This is a genomic window from candidate division WOR-3 bacterium (assembly GCA_039801245.1).
Taxonomy (GTDB): domain Bacteria; phylum Hydrothermota; class Tepidihabitantia; order Tepidihabitantales; family Tepidihabitantaceae; genus JAOABP01.
In genome coordinates, this window is sequence record JBDRUF010000003.1 from 44,280 (window position 1) to 62,607 (window position 18,328).

Annotated in this window: 13 protein-coding genes; 5 read left to right on the forward strand and 8 right to left on the reverse strand. The window is 49.0% G+C overall.

Annotation, left to right across the window (positions count from 1 at the left end; genetic code table 11):
- Positions 1–17: 17 nt before the first annotated feature.
- Entirely contained in the window at positions 18–1,667 is a 1,650-nt protein-coding gene (locus ABIK47_00965; protein MEO0019198.1) for an NAD+ synthase, read from the forward strand.
- A gap of 8 nt (positions 1,668–1,675) precedes the next feature.
- On the opposite strand, the gene ABIK47_00970 is transcribed toward ABIK47_00965, so the two are convergent.
- From ABIK47_00970 to ABIK47_00980, 3 genes are all read right to left on the reverse strand, one after another.
- Positions 1,676–3,508 (reverse strand): tetratricopeptide repeat protein, encoded by a 1,833-nt coding sequence (locus tag ABIK47_00970; protein MEO0019199.1) that lies wholly within the window; start codon positions 3,506–3,508, stop codon positions 1,676–1,678.
- A gap of 56 nt (positions 3,509–3,564) precedes the next feature.
- Positions 3,565–7,071: a C25 family cysteine peptidase gene (locus ABIK47_00975; GenBank protein ID MEO0019200.1), complete on the reverse strand. Its 3,507-nt coding sequence runs from the start codon at positions 7,069–7,071 to the stop codon at positions 3,565–3,567.
- Positions 7,072–7,155: 84 nt separating this feature from the next.
- Complete coding sequence (locus ABIK47_00980; protein MEO0019201.1) at positions 7,156–8,160, reverse strand: dipeptidase; 1,005 nt, start codon at positions 8,158–8,160, stop codon at positions 7,156–7,158.
- Between the two features lie 272 nt (positions 8,161–8,432).
- On the opposite strand from ABIK47_00980, the gene ABIK47_00985 reads away from it, so the two are divergent.
- On the forward strand, positions 8,433–8,804 hold the full coding sequence (locus ABIK47_00985) for a hypothetical protein (GenBank protein MEO0019202.1): 372 nt from the start codon (positions 8,433–8,435) through the stop codon (positions 8,802–8,804).
- A 94-nt stretch (positions 8,805–8,898) separates the two neighbouring features.
- Entirely contained in the window at positions 8,899–9,585 is a 687-nt protein-coding gene (gene aqpZ / locus ABIK47_00990) for an aquaporin Z (GenBank protein MEO0019203.1), read from the forward strand.
- Between the two features lie 73 nt (positions 9,586–9,658).
- Here the strand turns inward: aqpZ and ABIK47_00995 are convergent, their stop codons facing one another.
- Together ABIK47_00995 and ABIK47_01000 are read right to left on the reverse strand one after the other, a co-directional pair.
- A complete protein-coding gene (locus tag ABIK47_00995) occupies positions 9,659–10,915 on the reverse strand; it encodes an ATP-binding protein (GenBank protein MEO0019204.1) in 1,257 nt (418 codons plus the stop codon).
- A gap of 44 nt (positions 10,916–10,959) precedes the next feature.
- Entirely contained in the window at positions 10,960–11,457 is a 498-nt protein-coding gene (locus tag ABIK47_01000) for a dTDP-4-dehydrorhamnose 3,5-epimerase family protein (protein MEO0019205.1), read from the reverse strand.
- A 476-nt stretch (positions 11,458–11,933) separates the two neighbouring features.
- Here ABIK47_01000 and ABIK47_01005 point away from each other — a divergent pair, with 476 nt between their 5' ends.
- Positions 11,934–12,767: a hypothetical protein gene (locus ABIK47_01005; GenBank protein ID MEO0019206.1), complete on the forward strand. Its 834-nt coding sequence runs from the start codon at positions 11,934–11,936 to the stop codon at positions 12,765–12,767.
- Between the two features lie 19 nt (positions 12,768–12,786).
- On the opposite strand, the gene ABIK47_01010 is transcribed toward ABIK47_01005, so the two are convergent.
- Together ABIK47_01010 and ABIK47_01015 are read right to left on the reverse strand one after the other, a co-directional pair.
- Positions 12,787–13,407, reverse strand: coding sequence for a hypothetical protein (locus ABIK47_01010; protein MEO0019207.1), 621 nt, complete (start codon positions 13,405–13,407; stop codon positions 12,787–12,789).
- The gene (locus tag ABIK47_01015; GenBank protein ID MEO0019208.1) at positions 13,400–14,152 is read right to left on the reverse strand and encodes a hypothetical protein; all 753 of its coding nucleotides are present in this window, start codon (positions 14,150–14,152) and stop codon (positions 13,400–13,402) included. Before ABIK47_01015 ends, ABIK47_01010 begins: the two co-directional genes overlap by 8 nt.
- 171 nt (positions 14,153–14,323) lie before the next feature.
- Here ABIK47_01015 and ABIK47_01020 point away from each other — a divergent pair, with 171 nt between their 5' ends.
- Positions 14,324–15,697, forward strand: a complete 1,374-nt coding sequence (locus tag ABIK47_01020; protein ID MEO0019209.1) for a fibronectin type III domain-containing protein — start codon at positions 14,324–14,326, stop codon at positions 15,695–15,697.
- Positions 15,698–16,420: 723 nt separating this feature from the next.
- Here ABIK47_01020 and ABIK47_01025 read toward each other — a convergent pair.
- Positions 16,421–18,328: sigma 54-interacting transcriptional regulator (locus ABIK47_01025; GenBank protein MEO0019210.1), on the reverse strand; the 1,908-nt coding region annotated here is incomplete at its 5' end.

Below are 18,328 nucleotides of genomic sequence, written 5' to 3' on the forward strand. Positions count from 1 at the left end.
GGCACACTATAATATATATGAAAATTGCCATTGCTCAACTTAACCCGACGGTTGGTGACATCAAGGGTAATATTGAACTGGTGAGAAAAACCATCACTAACCTTGAACCGGAACAGCCCGATTTAGTAATATTTCCAGAGATGTTTTTGACCGGTTATCCGCCAGGGGATTTATTGGAAAGGAGCTGGTTTATCCAAAGGGCAGAACAGGGTATGATAGAGGTGGCGAAAATCTCTAAGGGGTGTAGTTGTGCAATTTTAATCGGCGGGGTGGCGCGCAGCAACCAAAAGTTTGGCAGGGGGCTTTATAACTGCGCGTTTGGGTTTTATCAGGGCAAGGAGGTTTACAGGCAGGCAAAGTGGCTGCTTCCCTTTTATGATGTGTTTGATGAGGTGAGGTATTTTGACCCGGCAAGAGAGGTGAGGCTTTGGGATTTCAAGGGTGAGCGCATCGGGGTTTCCATCTGCGAGGATGCCTGGAATGTTTTGGAATTTGGGGGGAAATACCGCTACGATTTTGACCCGATTGGTGAACAGGCACGGCAGGGTGCAACCCTTTTTATCAATATTGCGGCATCACCGTTCTGGCTGGGTAAGCCAGAGCTGAGGCTGAAACTGATTAAGGGGCATAGCCTGAAACACAAAAAGCCGTTTATTTTTGTTAATCAGGTGGGTGGGCAGGATGAGCTTATCTTTGACGGCAGGGGTTTTGCAACAAATCCTCAAGGAGGGTTGGCATTCTTTTTGCCTGAATTTGAGGAAAGGGTTTTTGTGTTTGAGAGTGAAATTTTCCAGAGAGAGGTGGCAACAGGTGAGGATATTGGCTCAGGGATTAAGGACGTGTATCAGGCACTGGTTTTGGGCATTAAGGACTATTTGCATAAGTGCGGGTTAAAAAAGGCGGTTATTGGGCTTTCTGGTGGGATTGATTCGGCGGTAACCGCCTGTCTGGCGGTTGCAGCCTTGGGCAAGGAGAATGTGTTAGGTGTAACGATGCCTTCAGAGTTTTCATCAAAAGGTAGTGTTGAGGATTCAAGGATACTGGCAAACAATCTTGGGATTGAGTTTTTGATTATACCGATTACCCCGATTTATCACTGTTATCTTGAGGCGCTGAAGGGCGCTTTTGCCGGTAAGGGAGAAGACACCACCGAGGAGAACATTCAGGCAAGGATCAGGGGAAATATTTTAATGGCGATTGCCAACAAGTTCGGTTATCTTGTCCTGACAACCGGGAATAAGAGCGAGCTGGCGGTTGGTTATTGCACCCTTTATGGTGATATGAGCGGTGGTCTGGCGGTTTTAGGTGATGTGCCGAAGATGATGGTTTACCAGCTTGCTGGATATATTAACCGTGAGAAGGAAATAATACCAATGGCAATTATTAAAAAGCCGCCTTCAGCAGAACTGAAGCCAAACCAGCGGGACCAGGATACGCTGCCGCCATATGAGATTCTTGACCCAATCCTTGAGCATTATATTGAGGAGGGGCTTTCACCAGAGGAGATTGTCAAAAAGGGGTTTAAAAAAGATGTTGTGGATTGGGTTGTTTCTCAGGTGGCAAGGATGGAGTATAAGAGGCGGCAGGCCCCGGTGGTTTTAAGGGTAACAAGCAGGGCTTTTGGGACCGGCAGGCGGTTTCCGATTGCGGCGAGATACCGGGATTAATTCGGAGTTTAATCCCTGTTTGTGCGGAGAAGGGGCTGGAGTTCTGGTAGTTGTTGGATGTGCGGCTGGATTTTCTTAGCACGGGTGAGTAATTGGAGCGCTTTTGCCGTGTCTTTGCGCGCAAGGGCAATGAGTGCAAGGTTGTAGAGCGCGGGTAGGCAGTTGGAGTCAAGTTGGAGCGCCTTTTGGTAACAGGTCGAGGCGGCGGCGGTGTCACCAAGGGAGAGGGGTATTGTGCCCAAGCGGCTGAACAGGAGGGCTTGGTTGGGTGTGGAGGTGAGGGGTTGAAGTAGGGTGGAGTCGGGGGGTGATGCCCGCTGAAGGGCAAGAAGGGCGCTGTCTATCTCACCAGCAAGGAGAAAGGTATAGGTCAGGTGGGTATGGATTAGCGGGGAGTTTGGCTGGAGTTCGTTGGCAAGCCGGAGGTGGTGAAGCGCACGGCGAAAGTCGCCTTTGTTGGTGTAGAGAACCGCGATGTTGATATGGGCGCGGGCGAAGCCCTGATCAAGGAGAATCGCCCGGTTGTAAAGTTTTATCGCGGAGTCCGGGAGGGTTGGGCTAAGTGCCCGCGCAAGGTGGTAGTAGGCGGTTGGTGCTTTTGGCGCCTCGTTTACCATTGCTGAGAAAAGTGTTACTTCATTGCGCCAGACCCCGAGCCGTTTTTTAGTATTGAACCCGAAGGCAATTGCCGCTATCAGAAGCAGGGTTCCAACCACCTCTCTGATGCGGTGATGGGCAACAAGGAGCCGGGAGAGGATAACAATAACCAGTGCAATCAGACCAACTGAAGGCAAAAAGAGTAGTCTTTCTGCCGCCTGGAGACCAAGGGGAAAGATATTAATCACTGGCAGGAGAAAGATGGTAGTCCAGGTATATGGCCAGAGAGCGATCTGGAAACGGCGGCGCAGGGCAGCAAGAGGCACAGAAATCAGAAACAAGAGTGCCCAAATAAAGTGATTGGAAAGTTCGAGGAAATTAGGGTCAGGAGGAATCCGGGCATAGTGGGTAAACGGGACAAAAAACATCCTGATGTAATAGCCAAAGGTATTGGCAATGTTCAAGAGGTTAAATGCGGTTAAGGTGGTTGGTAATGGGAGAAAGGTGTTAAAGAGTAGCTGGCGGAGATAAAGGTAAGCGAGGGCAATCGCTATTAGAATCAGGACAAGAAGCCAGTATTGTTTTTGAGGTCGACTCTGGATAAAAAGTGGAGTAAAGGAAACCAGGAGTGGGAAAAGTATCGCGGTTTCCTTACTTAAGAGGGCAAGTGCAAAACAGGTTGGGAGGACAAGCCACCAGAGCCGATTTTTTTTACGGAACGATCGCAGCAGGGCAAAGGACGCAAAGCCCAAAAAGAGCGTTGCCAACAGGTCGGTGCGTCCAGAAATATAAGCCACCGCCTCAACATGGGCGGGATGGGTGGCAAAAATGGTGCCGGCAATAAATGCCCAGACCGCAGAATGAAGTAATTCCCAGACAATCAGTGCCCCAAAGATAGCGGCAGCAGTGGCAATAACGAGATTGATGAGGTGGAAGTAAAGGGGGCTTAAACCGGCAAGCTTCCAATCGAGCCAGAATGAAAGGGTGGCAATTGGGCGGTAATAGGCGGCAACAGGACCTTCTTCCACCTCTTCGACCCCTGCCCAGTAGCCACGGGTAAAAATCTGCGCGAAACTGGATTCCTGGAGGAGGCGGTTGTTCACAATCAACAGGTTATCATCCCAGACAAAGTCGAATCTGAGCGTCGGTAGGTAGAGGATGAGATTAACGAGAGCAACAGCCGTCAGGACCAATGCCATACCCCGACGGTTGCGTAACCAGTCGGCAAGGGATTGGCTGTTCACTATTAGTGAAGTTTGGCTAACTACCAGAAGGTGTCAAGAATAGTTATTGGTGCATATCAGTGAATCCGCACCACCTTTTCTACCTTTTGGCCAACGGCGATGAAAAGGACACCATTTTGGCTATTTTGGGGCTGGTAGGTAAAAGCGCCGGAAAGGTTTGAGACCGGCAGTTCAAACTGGTCGACGATTCTGCCGGTAACATCGCGGACAGTAACAAAGAGCGGCTGGATTTTATTGAGCGTGTAGTGAATTGTCACCTTGCGGTTAAAAAGTTTGGGTCTGATTGCAATTGAGCCGATGCTAGTAACCTTTGCCTTTTCCTCAACAATACCCACCTGCGGTTCGTACCAGTTAAATGCGCTGTCTGAACTGGCTGCCATCTGGTTGAAAGTCCTGCCGCCACAGATGACAAAGGCAACAATCTGGCTGTCGCCGGCAGGGATGGTATAGGGTCCTGAGGAGACAAGGGCATGCCAGTTGCCTTGAGTTGTACCGGTTGTTGAACGGAGTCTGCCGTCAAGAAACATCATCTTTTCACTCTTGGTAAACCCGTCGTTGATATAGGTTGTGTGATTGATGCAGTTTGCAAAGCCACCAGACTCTAATGGGTAGATGGGTCTGACACCGAGTGCAAGGGTTTCGGGTGAGGCTTTGATATAGGCAAGGGTGCGGGCAGAGTCGGTGCCGGCATAGTCGTACTGGTCAAGGGAGTTCCAGGGTGCGGTTCTGAAGTCGCAGGCAATACCAGCCCAGAGGCCGGAGATTTCAGCGGTGTCGTTGTTGTGAATCCGGTACTCAAGGACGATGAAGTCCTTGTGCTGGGTCTGGGCACTGACAAACGAGCGCTGGGTAACGGTGATGCCTTTGGGCTCGGGATGACGGGCATCTGAGAACACGCACACATACTCCTGGTCACCAAGTTCAGGGTTAATGACCGGTCTTAATGATTCCACGATGGCAAAATCCTGGGATGTAACCTGCCAGGGTGTGCCGTAATAGTTGTCTGCGAGCCAGAAGGTGTCGGGTTGGGCAACGCCCAAGAGAAATGAGCCGTGCATCATCGCTGATGATGACCATTGCCTGCTTTTTGGATAGATGAAGCCAAGACCCTGACCCCGCCAGGTGGTTGTGCCAATCCCGCCATTCGCGCAGACGCCAATCACAAAGTCAGCGGTGTCATGGACCGCCCAGATGCCGCTTCTGGCATAGGGCATCCCGATTACCATTTCAAACTGCGATTCATAGGAGCCGAAACTGGAACTGACAAGCAGGTTCATTTCCACCGTTTGACCGTGCGGGCAGTTGCTGTTTACCCTGACACAGTAGGCATCACCCTGAGAGGTGTCGCCAATTCCAAGGGAGTCGTAATGGCTGATTGAGTCCAATATTGTCAGATAGGGAGAACTGGTGCGCAGAAGACCGATGGTGTTTGTGCTTGACAGGTTGCCCTTGTTGATAACAACAATATAAAGGTCTGACTCCTCATTCGGGTCAAGTCTGCCATTCTCGTCATCAACCCAGTGATGGTCATAGACAACCAATGGGCTTGCACCACCGGTCTGGGTGTAGATGTTTTTTTCATAAGGGGCGCCGTCCTGAGCGGTTATGGAAAGGGTTAATGTCTGAGTGTCCTCAATCGCGCTCAGGCAAACCTTTGCTATGCCCAAGGAGTTAGTTAATGCCCGACCAAGAAGCTGATTCTGATGCAGGATTGCCACCCTTGCCCCTGCAGCCGGCTGATAACCTTCATAGTTAACCTCAACGGTCAAAACCTGCGGTTTTGCTTCAATTGTGTCCGGGCAGGTGACCACAAGTTCCTTTGGGATTGTCCGCCACATAAGCATTGTCGGGTCACCCTGAAGTGTCCAGTCATAAAGCGACCAGCGATAGGTCATCTGGCTGAAGGCGGCGTTGCGTAAAAAGTCTTTGGCAAGGGCATAGGCTCTTCCCTGATTAAAGCCCTTCACATAGTTATTATAGAACTCCATACAGAGGTTTTCTGATGGTCCCATATTTGGTGGGGCACCCCAGCCATAACGGGCATTAAGGCAGGTGGAGACCGCACCGCCATTGGTGGCGTTGACAAACTGTTCGCCAAGGCAGTCATACTGGTCAAAGTTGCCGCAGTCACAAGCCATGGAGTTGACGATGCAGGGCATATTGACATTGGTCAAGGATGAGAGATTGGAGGTGGAGAATGTTGAGCCGAAGGCGCTGGTTGAGCCATGACCGGCAAAGTGGAAGAGGTGCCTGCCGGAGTTGATGCTCGTTACACACTGGGTCGGGGTCATATTATAGACCGAATCCACGAGCCAGTTTGCCATCTCCGAGAGGGCAATGGCAATGTTTTTGTTCACAATTCTGCCGTAGTAGTCAATGTTTGTCCAGAGCCCCTCAAAGGGGAGAAGGACATTGTGCAGATAGGTGGTGTCAGGGTGGCGCTCATAAAGCGAGTCCTTTTTTAAGAAGTTGGCGCAGTTGGATGAGTCGTCAAAAGGTAACCTGCCAACAACAATGTCAGAATAGAGGTCAACCGAGTCGGGATTGAAATTGGTGTAGTCATACTCGCCGAACTGGCTGTTGTTGTTCGCATCCCAGGTGCCATCCAAATCTGAATAATAGAGGTCTGCCGGGACATTGTAAGGTGAATAGGGAAGATAGCCATAGCGGCAGGGAACATGCTGGACATCACCGGCCAAGATAACATATTTCAAGCCCCGGTGGGCGTAACAGTCCTTTAAGAAGTTTCTGATTTTTTCAGGGTTGTCCCTGCCGGAATAGCGGGCATAGATGGTCTCGGTTGGCATCACCTCGGTAAAATAGCCCTTGCGCTGGAGATAGTCGGCAAACGGGGCAACGGCACTGACGAGTGCGGATGATGTTACAATAGCCACATCCAGTTCCTCCTGGTCAAGTTCGGCAACAATTGGTGAAAAGCGGTTTAAGTCATTATTGTTCACCACTAAATGGTGAACATCCTCCTTGAAAGCCTCAAACTGTCCCAGAGTCAAAACATTAGCCGGTGCGGCATTCTCATCATATTCAACTTCAATTTCTGCACCTGTTGCCAAGAGGAGCCTGCCTGATTGGGGATAGTATTGGAAAGGGCAGAAGAGAAGGCCGGCAATCCTGAAGCCCGACTTTGTTCCTGCGGGAACCGGGTTCAGAACCTCTGCCGGATAGGGAACATCACTCTGATAAATCTCGGGTTTGGGTTGAACAAAGGGAACGGAGTTAAACTGGGAAACAGGTCTCATTGGCTGACAGGGATAGAGGCTTAAGCCGGTTGCGATCTCCTGCCAATGGACATTTTTCAAAACAACCCTTTTTAATTTGGCATCGGGCGGAATCAGGACATTTCCTGAGATAACCGGCAAAAGCGGCTCACCCGGTGCGGTTGTTGTTACACAGACCATACCATTCTGGTCAAGGTTCAATTTCACCACCGACCAGCCATCATAACTTACCACACTCACCTGTTCGGGTGAGATTGTAATCGGGAGATTAACAACACCGGCAAGGCAGACCCCTGCCATCAGGATAACAGCACAAAAAAACTTCACGAATCCTCCTTTTTATCAGGGTTTGGATTTGCAGACATTTTATAATTTTAAATTATCTCCTGCCGGATGCAAATGTCAAAGGATTCAGCCCCTTTTCTGCCAGACATTTTCCCAGACACGCAAAAAGTTAAGTCCAAGAATCCCTTTAATATCACCGTCTTTATAGCCCAAATCAATCAGCCTTCTGGTAATTTCCGGCAGCATACTGGCATCCTCAAGCCCCTTGAGCCTGCCGGAGAAGCCGTCAAAGTCCGAGCCCAGACCAATAATGTCCGGTCCGAACCGCTGGACAACAAAGTCAATTGATTTTACCACATCATCAATGCTTGCCTTCTTGGGAAGTGGCTTGAGAAATCCGGGCAGAAAAGCCTGTCCCATCAAGCCGCGTCTTTCCTTTAAAGCCTGCAACTGGTTCAGTTTCAGGTTGCGGTTGTGTCTCCTTAATGCGTAGACACCGGAATGGGAGGCGATGACCGGTGCCCGGCTTGCTTGAACAATCTGGTAAAATGACCGCTCTGAGGAGTGGGAGACATCAACAATCATTCCCAAGCGGTTCATTATCCTTATCGCCCTTCTGCCCAATTCAGAAATCCCGTTGTGCGGCTTTTTTCTGTCCCAGGAGGCGTCGGCAAGTTCATTGGAGTTGCACCAGGTGATGGTGAGAATCCTTACCCCTGCGCGCCAGAAATGAAACAGCCGGGCAAGATTGCCTTCAAGTGCATGCCCACCTTCAACGCCGATGATAATTCCGATTCTCTTGGAGTTGACAATCCGTTTCAGACCTGCGGGTGAAAGGGCAAGACCAACCTTATCAGAATTTTCCTTGCAGAAGTTTTTGATTGCCCTGACCGCATTGAGGACAAACCGCTCATACTCACCGGGCTTAATCTTTTTCGGGTCAGGAAAGATGGCAAAGACCTGGGCTTTCAAACCACCCTTTATCATCTTCGGAAGGTCAAGATGCCCCTTGGTGTTTTTACTGATGTCCTCATTTTTCTCAATATGCCTTAAGATGGAGTCGCAGTGCATATCGATCACCAGTGATTGTTGATGGAGTTTTTGATAATGAGCCGGATTGGTTTTTGCCATAACAGTTCAGTTTACACCCTGATTTAGACCGGTCAATCAAATTAGGGGAGTTTTTCAGATGCCAGCCCCTGAATGTGTTTTCATCCGAATCCAACCCCGATTTGACTCTCCGGGTCACTCCCCCGGTAAAAACTTGGATTGGAGTTCAAATCGCTAACAGTATGAAGAGTCGTATTTTATCACAAATAAACCAAAAGTGGGCAGAGGTCTGGCGTTAATTTTTTTAATTTTTGGGCTCTTAATGTATAGAAGGCAATGAAAGGAGTAATATTATGGCAGATTTAGATAAAATGGTGAAGAGATGGCTGAAAAAGTTTACGCCGGCAAGGGCAAAACAAACCCTTGAGGCGGTGTATGATGAGATGGCGAAGAATTATGCCCGGGCGATGGTGGATTTGCTGGCAATGGAAGACCAGACAAGGCAGGTTCTGAACCAATCCGGGATTCAGAGCGCGCTCTATGTCCCCTATCTTGATTTTGCCCGGCAACTTTTTGCATTAAAAAGAAAGGGGATTAGCGGCAGGAGTTTTCAAATGGCGGCAGATGTGCTTCTGGCAAAATGGTCAGCACGCGGTCTTAACCCCATTGTTTTGGAGAAAATCAGGCAGGAGGTGTTTGATAGCCAAAAGCAAAAAGACCTTTGAACCTCTCTGGTTTAAATTGCAATTAGCGCAAATTGGTGTTATAGTTCAATTGAGCCCCATCTATGGCGAGGCATAAAACCAAAAAGGAGGCACAATGAGCCAGAAAGCCTGGAGAAGATGGCTTGCCGAACTCATCGGCACATTCTGTCTGGTTTTCATCGGCTGCGGCAGCGCGGTGATTGCCGGCAGTCATATCGGGTTTGCCGGTATCTCGCTGGCGTTCGGGTTGGCGGTCCTGGCGATGGTCTATGCTATCGGACCGATTTCCGGCTGTCATATCAATCCGGCAATATCAGTGGCGATGCTCGTTGCCGGCAAGCAGAAGTTTACCGAGACGATTGCCTATATCATCGCCCAGTGTATCGGTGCGATTCTTGGTGCGATTGTCCTTTTTGCCATTGCCAGCACTCTGCCGGATTATTCGCTTAGTGTTAACGGTCTGGGTCAGAACGGTTTCGGTGCACATTCGCCCGGTGGTTATTCTTTGGTGGCGGCGCTGGACGCTGAGGTTATCCTCACCACGCTCTTTGTCTTGGTGGTGTTGGGCGCAACGAGCGAAAAGGCACCGGCTGGGTTTGCCGGCGTGGCAATCGGTCTTGCGCTCACCTTTATCCATCTTGTTGGCATTCCGATTACCGGGACATCGGTGAATCCGGCGCGCAGCCTTGGACCAGCCCTGATTGTCGGCGGTCCAGCACTTCAACAGGTCTGGCTGTTTATCCTTGCACCCCTTGTCGGTGGTGTTCTTGCCGCGCTCATCTGGCGCCTGCTAAGTGAATAAAAAGAAGGAGAGTTGAAGGTCTTTCTGCCTTAAATATTTTCTTGACCAGGTTCGGTGGCAGGGTGGTGCAAAATCAAGCCGATTTGTAGTAGCGGGCTGCCCTGCCTTTGCCTTTAAGGGTGAGTTTGCCCTTTTTGACCAGCCCGGCAAGGATGTAGCCTGCCTGATGGGGTGAGACGCGCAAAAGGGTGCGGACAATCTCGTTGGTGATGAACCGCTCCTCATCAGGACCGGTCAGCTCCTCAAGGTAGTTGATAATCGTGCTTTCCGCATAGGCAGATTCGGCACGGCGGAAGGGGTAATAGCTCACCGATTTGCGCAACTGGGCATAGACCCTTTTAGAGAGCCGGTAAACCCTGCCCTTTTTCTCGCCAAACTGCTCCAAGAGCCCGCGGTTGACCATTGAACTTAAGACCTCGTGCGCCTCCTTCTCGCTTCTGCCCAAAATGGTCTTGGCTTCGGTAACATCAACCTCGCGGTTACGCTTGAGCCAGTTGAGAATCAAGAGGTCGGGCAGTTTCAGTTCCCGGCCCTCCTGCTGGCAGCGGACAACAAAGCGGGCAAAGTTTTCATCAAGTTTGCCTTCGGCACGACCGGAACGGATTGTTACCCGGACATAATCTGCACCGGCTTCATAGGTTGGTGGCTCCTTGCCATAGGAGAGAAGAATCTGAAACATCCTTTTGACACCCATTCCCGCCCTTTCCACGAGCCGGATGCGTTCAAGGACCTCAGCAAGAAAGGGGTTGCGGCTGATGGGCTCATGACCGACGATGTTTTCCGGGGTGACATCAGAGATAAAGCCACCCGGGGATGAGACCTCAAGCCTTTCCGGAAAAAGGCGGAGATAAACCGGGCTCTGGATTGAGTAGTCGCGATGGGTAAAGGCGTTGAGGAGCGCCTCGCGGTAAACCTCGGGCGGAAAGTCAAAAATCTCAAAGTGAAAAAGCCCGAACTTGAGGGTGAAGATGCGGTTGTGCGGTTCAACCGAGGCACTGAACTCATCCAGCATCGCCAGGAGCGGTTTAAAGGAGTCAAGCCGGCGGTCGTATTCAACATCATTTTTCATATGCAGAAAGATGGCGCTGTGACCGGGAATCATTTTGCGCAGAAACTCCTCCTTGCCCAGAAGCAGAAGGCCAGCAGCCTTTATTTTGCCTTCAGGAGAAATAAGACCAAGGCGGGTGAGGAGTTCCTCAGCACTTAAACCGGAATCGGGCTCTTTGGCGCTCTTGATGCGGCGCAGCCTTTCTATCTCCAAAGGGTCAATCGCCTCAATCCCGCAGTCAAGGACCTGGGAGGAGAAGTCTGATTGTAGGGCGACACTCATCGGCATAGAATAGCCCGAATCAAGTCGCAGTCAAGGGTTAGCAACTAAAAATCAATCCGAAAAGGGCTGTTGGGGTCATCCTCATAGCGGATTTCATCAACCGCCTCGGTGCGGTTCCAGCCGCGGAAGAGTTTGTCAGGAAAGTTGTGAACCAATCCGGGCTCATTGCCGATGTTTTTATAACCGTGGACAACACCGGGCGGGACAATCAGAATTCCGGGTGCGCTTGCGCCCAGGACAAGTTGGAGATGGGTCTGAAAACTGGGTGAATCCGGGCGATTGTCCCAGAGGTAGATTTTGAAGTCTGAGGGTCCAATAAAGGCAAAGCAGTCGGTCTGGAATCTGTGGTCATGCGGACCGCGGGCAACCCCGGGATTGGTTAATGAGACATAGCCCATTGCCGGCTGCAACCTCTCCAGACCCAAACCGGCAAGCCAGTCAGCGCGAAAGGTCTCGCAGAGCCAGCCCCGGGTGTCAGAATGGATTTCTGCGCGGGCAAGAAAGACGCCTTTGATTTCAAGTTCCTTGAAAGGGTTATTCACATTTAATTATCCTGTTCTGTTTTACTGCTGTCAAGGAAACTAAAAATAAAAAGTTCGGCTCCCACCAAAGGCAGGAGCCGACAGCATTTTGCAGCCGGACTAAAAGTAGAGGTTCAAGCCGAGGGTGGTGGTAATCTTATGGATTTATTTTCAGATTCCACTCTAAATTTCATGAGAAAATCAGGGTGATAATGGGGGTGGTGGGGTGGACCTGCCCGGAAAGGAAAAATAAAACCAGGTGCAACTCTTCAACCCATTGCCAGTTTAGAAGTTAGCAAACAGCCCTGCGCAAAATCGAAGATTGTGGCGTTAATTTTTGCCATTTTCTGGCTCTTAATGGAGGGGAGCGGTATTTTCTTTGACTTGGGGTGAAGCAGGGTTAAAATGGAGGGGAGGGCGAGAATTTTATCTGCTTGTCAAACTTGGCAAGAAAAACACGGGTCGGTAAGGTTTGAAAACATAAATCAGGAGGAAAGATGAGGAAAATGATAGTGATGGTTTTAATCAGCCTGCTCTTTTTGTCAGCGGGCGCACAGATCAACAATCCGCGCCACCGCTATGAGTTGCGGGGCGTGATTGAGACCGGCGCAATCGGCGTTGAGGTGCATCACATCAAGTTCGGCAGGGAGGGGACCAGTTTTGATTATGTCAAAAACGGCAGCCAGAACATCCTCTTTCCATTTGAGCGCTATTCATTGGAGTTGCACCTTATGCCGCGGCACACATTTATCGGGCTTTATCAGCCGCTTGATTTGCGCACCGCCGCAACCCTGACCGATACCCTTGTCCTTGACACCGACACATTCCTGCCGGGAACACCGATGAATCTGCGCTACGGGTTTGACTTCTACCGGGTGTCCTGGCTTTATGACCTCTGGGCGCTCGCAGAAAGGGAACTGGCTATCGGTCTTTCTCTGCAGTTGCGCAACGCCAGCATTGTCTTTGCCACGGCTGATGGCGAAAGGCAGCGGGTGTATCAGAATTTGGGACCGGTGCCGATTGTCAAGGCAAGGCTGAAACTGCCGCTAAACAACTGGCTCTGGTTTGGCTCGGAGATTGATGGCTTTTATGCGCAGGGTGCGGGTGTCACCGGTTCAACCAATGTGGAAAACTCCTTCAAGGGTGCGATCCTTGATGGCTCGGTCAGGCTGGGTGCGCGGGTGAACAACTTTCTTGATGGGTTTGTCAACCTGCGTTATATCGGTGGTGGTGCCGAAGGAACCCAGAAAAAGCCGCAAAATCCGGGTGACGGCTACACCTCAAACTGGCTCAGCACTTTGTCCTTTTCACTGGGCATTATGATGCACTGAGAAGCGACTTCTGGTTGGACTAAAGTCCTAATAACTTATTAAGCGGATTAACAATTAACTCTTCAATGGTTTTGTTCAGCGCCTGTTCCAGTCCGATGTTTTCTTCTTTTGCTCTCTCTTCAAGTTTCTGCCGGCTGAACGCATAGAGCGGAACGACAAAGCCTTTGAAATCACCACCTGTTAAATCGCCGGTGTCTGTATACCGACCAGAAAAGGTGGTATTATCATTTACAACAAAATTATCAATAAAGCGTTTATTATTTATTACTACATAGTAAGCATAATGATGTTTTGCTGGTCTCGGGGTGCGGAGATGGCTCGCAATCACTATCACAGCAGGTTCTGTTATTATATTCTTTAGGGTATCGTTGTAGAACTCTGTAGCCCTATCTGGACACAATATACACACTAAACCTACTATCCACTCTGGTTTTTCTTTAAGTTTAAAAGCACAATAATATGGGTCGGGGAGTAAGGGCGGACCTACAGACTTGCTCTGGTAGTAAAGATCCGATACTTTCACCTTATAACGGTTACTTATTACAGTTAATAAGCCGTGGATGTCCTTGAACAATTGGTCGAACCATCTATAGGTTTTATAAAAATTGTTTACTTTGTGCTCATCCATTCCGCTAATCATTTTTGCCGCCTTTATCTATTCCCAACCTGAAATCAGGCGGGTTTGGTATGTTTTTGAAATCAATCCCGGCAAATGCGGGCACATAAATCTGCCAGTCTGGGCATTCAGTTATTTGTTCAAAATCAAACCCCTTGAAAATACGGTAACCGTAAAAGCCAAGAAAGTCCCGGAAATTTTCAAGGACATACCGCTCCTGCTCATTAGTGTTGTATATCCGTTCCTTGGGAAAATCGCTGACGAACTTTTCTATTACCCAGAGAACCTCACCCCAGGTTAAATCCAGCCTTTTTTCCTTTAGCTCGTTATCATTAAACCCGAAGTAATTCTTCGCGTGTTTAATTATCTGTTCTTCAATCACCGGATTCCCGCCCCTTTTGCACTCAATCAGAAAGCAATAATCTTGCTCTTTATATATCCAGGCATCGGGCGAAGAACCGCCTTCAGCGTTTATATCTTTTGTTTCCTTTTTCTCTTCTTCTGGTGGATTGGTTGCGATAGTAACAAGATATTTGTTGCGGCAGTTTTTAGGGATATTTGTTTCAATATTGCCCTGGAGAGCGAATCCGGCATTTGGATAGTCATATTCAGGGAGTTTGCCAAAAAGCTCCTTGAGGAAATTTTGGCGGTTTTCCCCTGAAAGTATACGCAGGGTCTGGATAAAGGCACGGGTGAGGTTGTTTTCTTTAAGTTCGGCATCTTCGCTCAGGTTGTAGGAGTAGAAAAGATTGAGATGCCGGTCCTGCATTGACACAATATTATAATACAAATTTTAAAAGTCAAGGAGAGCAAAAAGCACCGGTTAATACTTGACAATTGGCTTGCTATAGATATTATACTTCTGAGTTCAGGAGTTATGTGATGTTTTTCTGCCACTTTTTATTTCAGCAGTTGGGTCCGGGTTTGGAAAGGAGTTAAGATGAGAAAGGGCGTCCTGGTTTTTGCCCTTGTTTTCCTATTTGCCTTGTGCGGGCGTAATAAGCCGCCAAGTGTGCCAGAGTTGAGTGGTCCGGTAAGCGGGCGCCCAGGTGAAAGGCTTGTATTTAATGTTGTCGCAACCGACCCGGAGGGAAAGGAGGTTTCTTATAAGATTTCCTGGGGTGACACATCCAGTGTTGACTGGTCTTCTTTTTATCTCAGCGGGCAGCCGGTTAGGCGCGAGCATATCTATACCGATACCGGTGTTTATGTTATCCGTGCAATGGCAAGGGACCCGGAGTTGAAGGAGTCGGGCTGGAGCGAGGACTGGAATGTAATTATAAAGTTTCTACCACCAAATGCGCCGCAGAAACCTGAAGGTCCATCGGTCTGCACCACCGGTGTCAGTTATGAGTTTCGGTTCCGGGCATCTCATCCGCAGAATGACAGCCTCTGGTTTCAGGTTGACTGGGGCGGGGTGGTTGATGACTGGCGCGGGCCGGTGCCGAGCGACTCCTATCTACGGGTGAATCATTGCTTTGATACTGCTGGTTGCTATGGGATTGCGGTCAGGGCGCGGGACAGCCGGTTGCAGATGACATCCTGGTCAGACACCTTGCTCGTTACAGTTTTCGCAATCCCGGGCGGACCACCAACCGGATTCAGGCTGGAAGCGGCAACTGATACAACGGTGCGGCTTTTGTGGGAACCGCCCTTAGAGGGGGAGCCAAACTTTTACCGGTTGATGTTCAAACAGGTGGGTGGCACAGGGTTTTCTGTCATTGCCGAAACCCTTGGCTATGTTTTTGAGCACAACCCTCATGGCTTGACCGGCACCTACAAGATTGCCGCGGTTTTCGGTGCTACCGCTTACGAGGATACTGTTTTGCTTTCGACTGTGCCGATTCAGACCGGCAGTGTGACTGTTAATGAACTTTCCACTGGTGCTGCCTGCGGTTGCGGCTGGAACCGGGATATGGGCATTGCCTATGCCTATCCGATGCTCGATACTATTTACTGCAGCAGTGTTGACTGGTACTGCACCGATTTTGCGGTTGGTTCCAATGGGCCGATATATTATGCGGCAAGCCCTGATACCGCTGTCTTTGATACCGGAGGGGCTGTGCCACCTGGTCCCTGGCACAACACACCCTTGGCATTGCTTTCCGACGAGCAGGGTCCGGTGCCGCCGGCTGGAGATAGTGTTTATCAGAAGGCGGTGAGGCTGAATGCTGCTGGTGTCTGTTTCGGGCTCTGCACCGTTGATGGCTATTACTGCATTGTTAAGGTTACGCAGTTGCGCATCAATCAACAGGAGATCCGGGTCCGGGCATGGTTTCAACCAGTGCGAGGGTTACGGCTATTAAGGCATTAGGAAATAGATTGCCCTTATAATAAAACCTACATTCCTCTTTTTTCTTAATAGAACGATTGCTCTTAATTAATTAAGATAAGAAAAGAAACGTTAAAGACCTATAAACTCAATACCTCTACTCCCCATGACCTCCCCGTTTTAGTTGAGAAGGTTGCCAGCCCGGGTTCGGGCTGGCAACCTTAAACCTATCCTTTCAAAATTATGCTGTTGGGGGTGCAGGAATAGGTGGTGGATAGATTGGTGCAAACGGTCCGTCCATTTTTACCTCCTTTTGTGTTTGATTTATGCCTAATATTTAAAATCTGCATTTTCATTGCTTAACAAACATAAGCAATTTTTGTGCCACATTATACTAAAATCATAAGTACATTTTTTTCATATAGTTATATATAAGAGACCTTTCTGAACGACACAGAAATAATGTTAAAATTTGTCGCTATTAGTGCGACTATTTTGTAAGTACAATTTAAATTGAGAGTTATATCATATGCGACAATTATGTGCTTTATTTTTGAGATTAGGGATAATAGGTGTTGTTTTTTATTTGTATTTGAAAAATAATAACTTAATTCAATTTTACATCTCCTAATGAAGTAACAAAATATGTGGATTTGTCGCATGTTGGTGTGACATAGTAATAGATTGTTAGTTAGGAAAGTTTTTTGTTTGAGGATGGTGGTGGGGTTAGCAGAGATGGTGGGCTCCATAATGTTATGGAGGGGTTTACTCGGCTTCTGGGAGGTGGAAAGTGGATGGGTCGAGATTTAGCCGTTTTATAACCCTTTGTAGAGTGCGCCTGTGGGTAGAAAGGAGTTTAGCGGCATGGGAGATATTACCGTTTGTCTTCTTTAACGCATCTATTACCTCCTCTTTGCGCAGGACGCGCCTCTTTTTCCTTTCGAATTTCGTCACATCTTTGCTGGGAGGTTTATTAAACGGGGGTCCAAAATCTTTAAGGGTAAGGATTCTGTTTGGGGTTAAAATCACCGCTCTTTCTATTGCATTCTGGAGTTCCCTGACATTTCCTGGCCAATTGTATCTTATAAAGGCAGAAATGACCTCATCCTCGAAACCAAAGACCGGCTTTTTGAACTTTACGGCATAACGGCGCAAGAAGTAATCGGCAAGAATAGGGATATCCTCAGTCCTTTCGCGGAGAGGCGGGACATGAATGGTAACCACATTTATCCGGTAAAAGAGGTCTTCTCTAAATCTGCCCGCTTTGACCTCTTCCATCAGGTCTTTGTTTGTGGCGCAAATCAGTCGGACATCAACTGTTCTTTGTTCAGTGTCACCAACCCTTCTGATTATTTTCTCCTCTAATACCTGCAAAAGTTTCGCCTGAATCAGCGGCGTGGTGTTGGTGATGTCGTCGAGAAAGACGGTCCCACCGTTGGCGGTCTCAAATATACCAACCTTGTCTTTAATAGCGCCGGTGAAACTTCCTTGGATGTAACCGAAGAGTTCTGACTCAAAGAGTGTTTCCGGGAGGGTGCTGCAGTTGACCGAAATAAATTTGTTGTTTCTCCGGTTACTTCGCTGATGAATGAGCTGTGCCAACACCCCTTTACCGGTCCCGGTTTCTCCAGTCAAAAGGACTGTGGAATCGGTAGGGGCGATGCGGTCAATTGCCTGATAGACATTGCCCATTACCTTTGACCTGCCCAGAACCACCTTTTCGTTGTCAATTAAAATCTCTTCACCCGGTAATCCTTCTTCCTCTTGAATCATCTGGAACGCCAGTGAGCGCTCAATGGTTGTGGCAAGGAGATTGGCAACCGCGATGAGTAAGTTACGGTCGTCTTCAGTCCAGAGGTGGGAGGTAATGCGGCTGTCAAGGTAAATAGTACCTAAAACCCGGTCTTCAACTATTAGCGGGACACACAGGAGAGAGCGAATCTTATTTAAGACGACGCTGTTGTAACTGTTAAATCTGGGGTCGGTGAGCGCATTGGCGCTGATGAGCGGTTCACTCCGTTCCTTCACCTCCCGTAGAATAGAATAGGAAATTGCCTCGGCATCGGCCATCGTTGCCCGCTCGGTGCCACGGATAGCGACCGGGAAAAGCTGGTCGCGGTTGAGAAGGAAAATAAGCCCCCTTTCCGCCTTGGTAACTGCCAGAAGGCGGTCAAGGACCTGTTCCAGAAAGTCCTCTTTTTCAATAGCGGAGTAAATTAGTTCACTAATTTGGTAGAGGACTTTAAGGTACTCACTGCGCGCACCCGCCTTGAGCTGAGCCACCCCAAATACCCTTTTGACCTCGTTGAGGAGTTGATGGGCTCGGGCAATCTCTAATTTCGCATCAAGCTCCTGAAAGATGGTTAATCCTTCATTTAGATTTCTCTCCACCTCTTGGAACTCATCAGGTTCGATCCTAAATTCCTCGCTTTTCCCATACTCATAGTCCCGAGCGATTCTGAGGAGCGCCTCGGCTGACGCTAAAAGGGATAGACCCAACTCATACTTTAGTCCGAGTTTGCGAAAGAGGCGGATACTCTGTTTTATCTCTTCCTTTCCCACTTCTGCGTAACCGAGATGGCATTTTGCCAAACCGGATAACCGCAAGGCAATTGGAAAACCTTTATCAGTGGGGTAACTCTTGAAGAGTTTCAGGGCACGGGTGGCGTCATA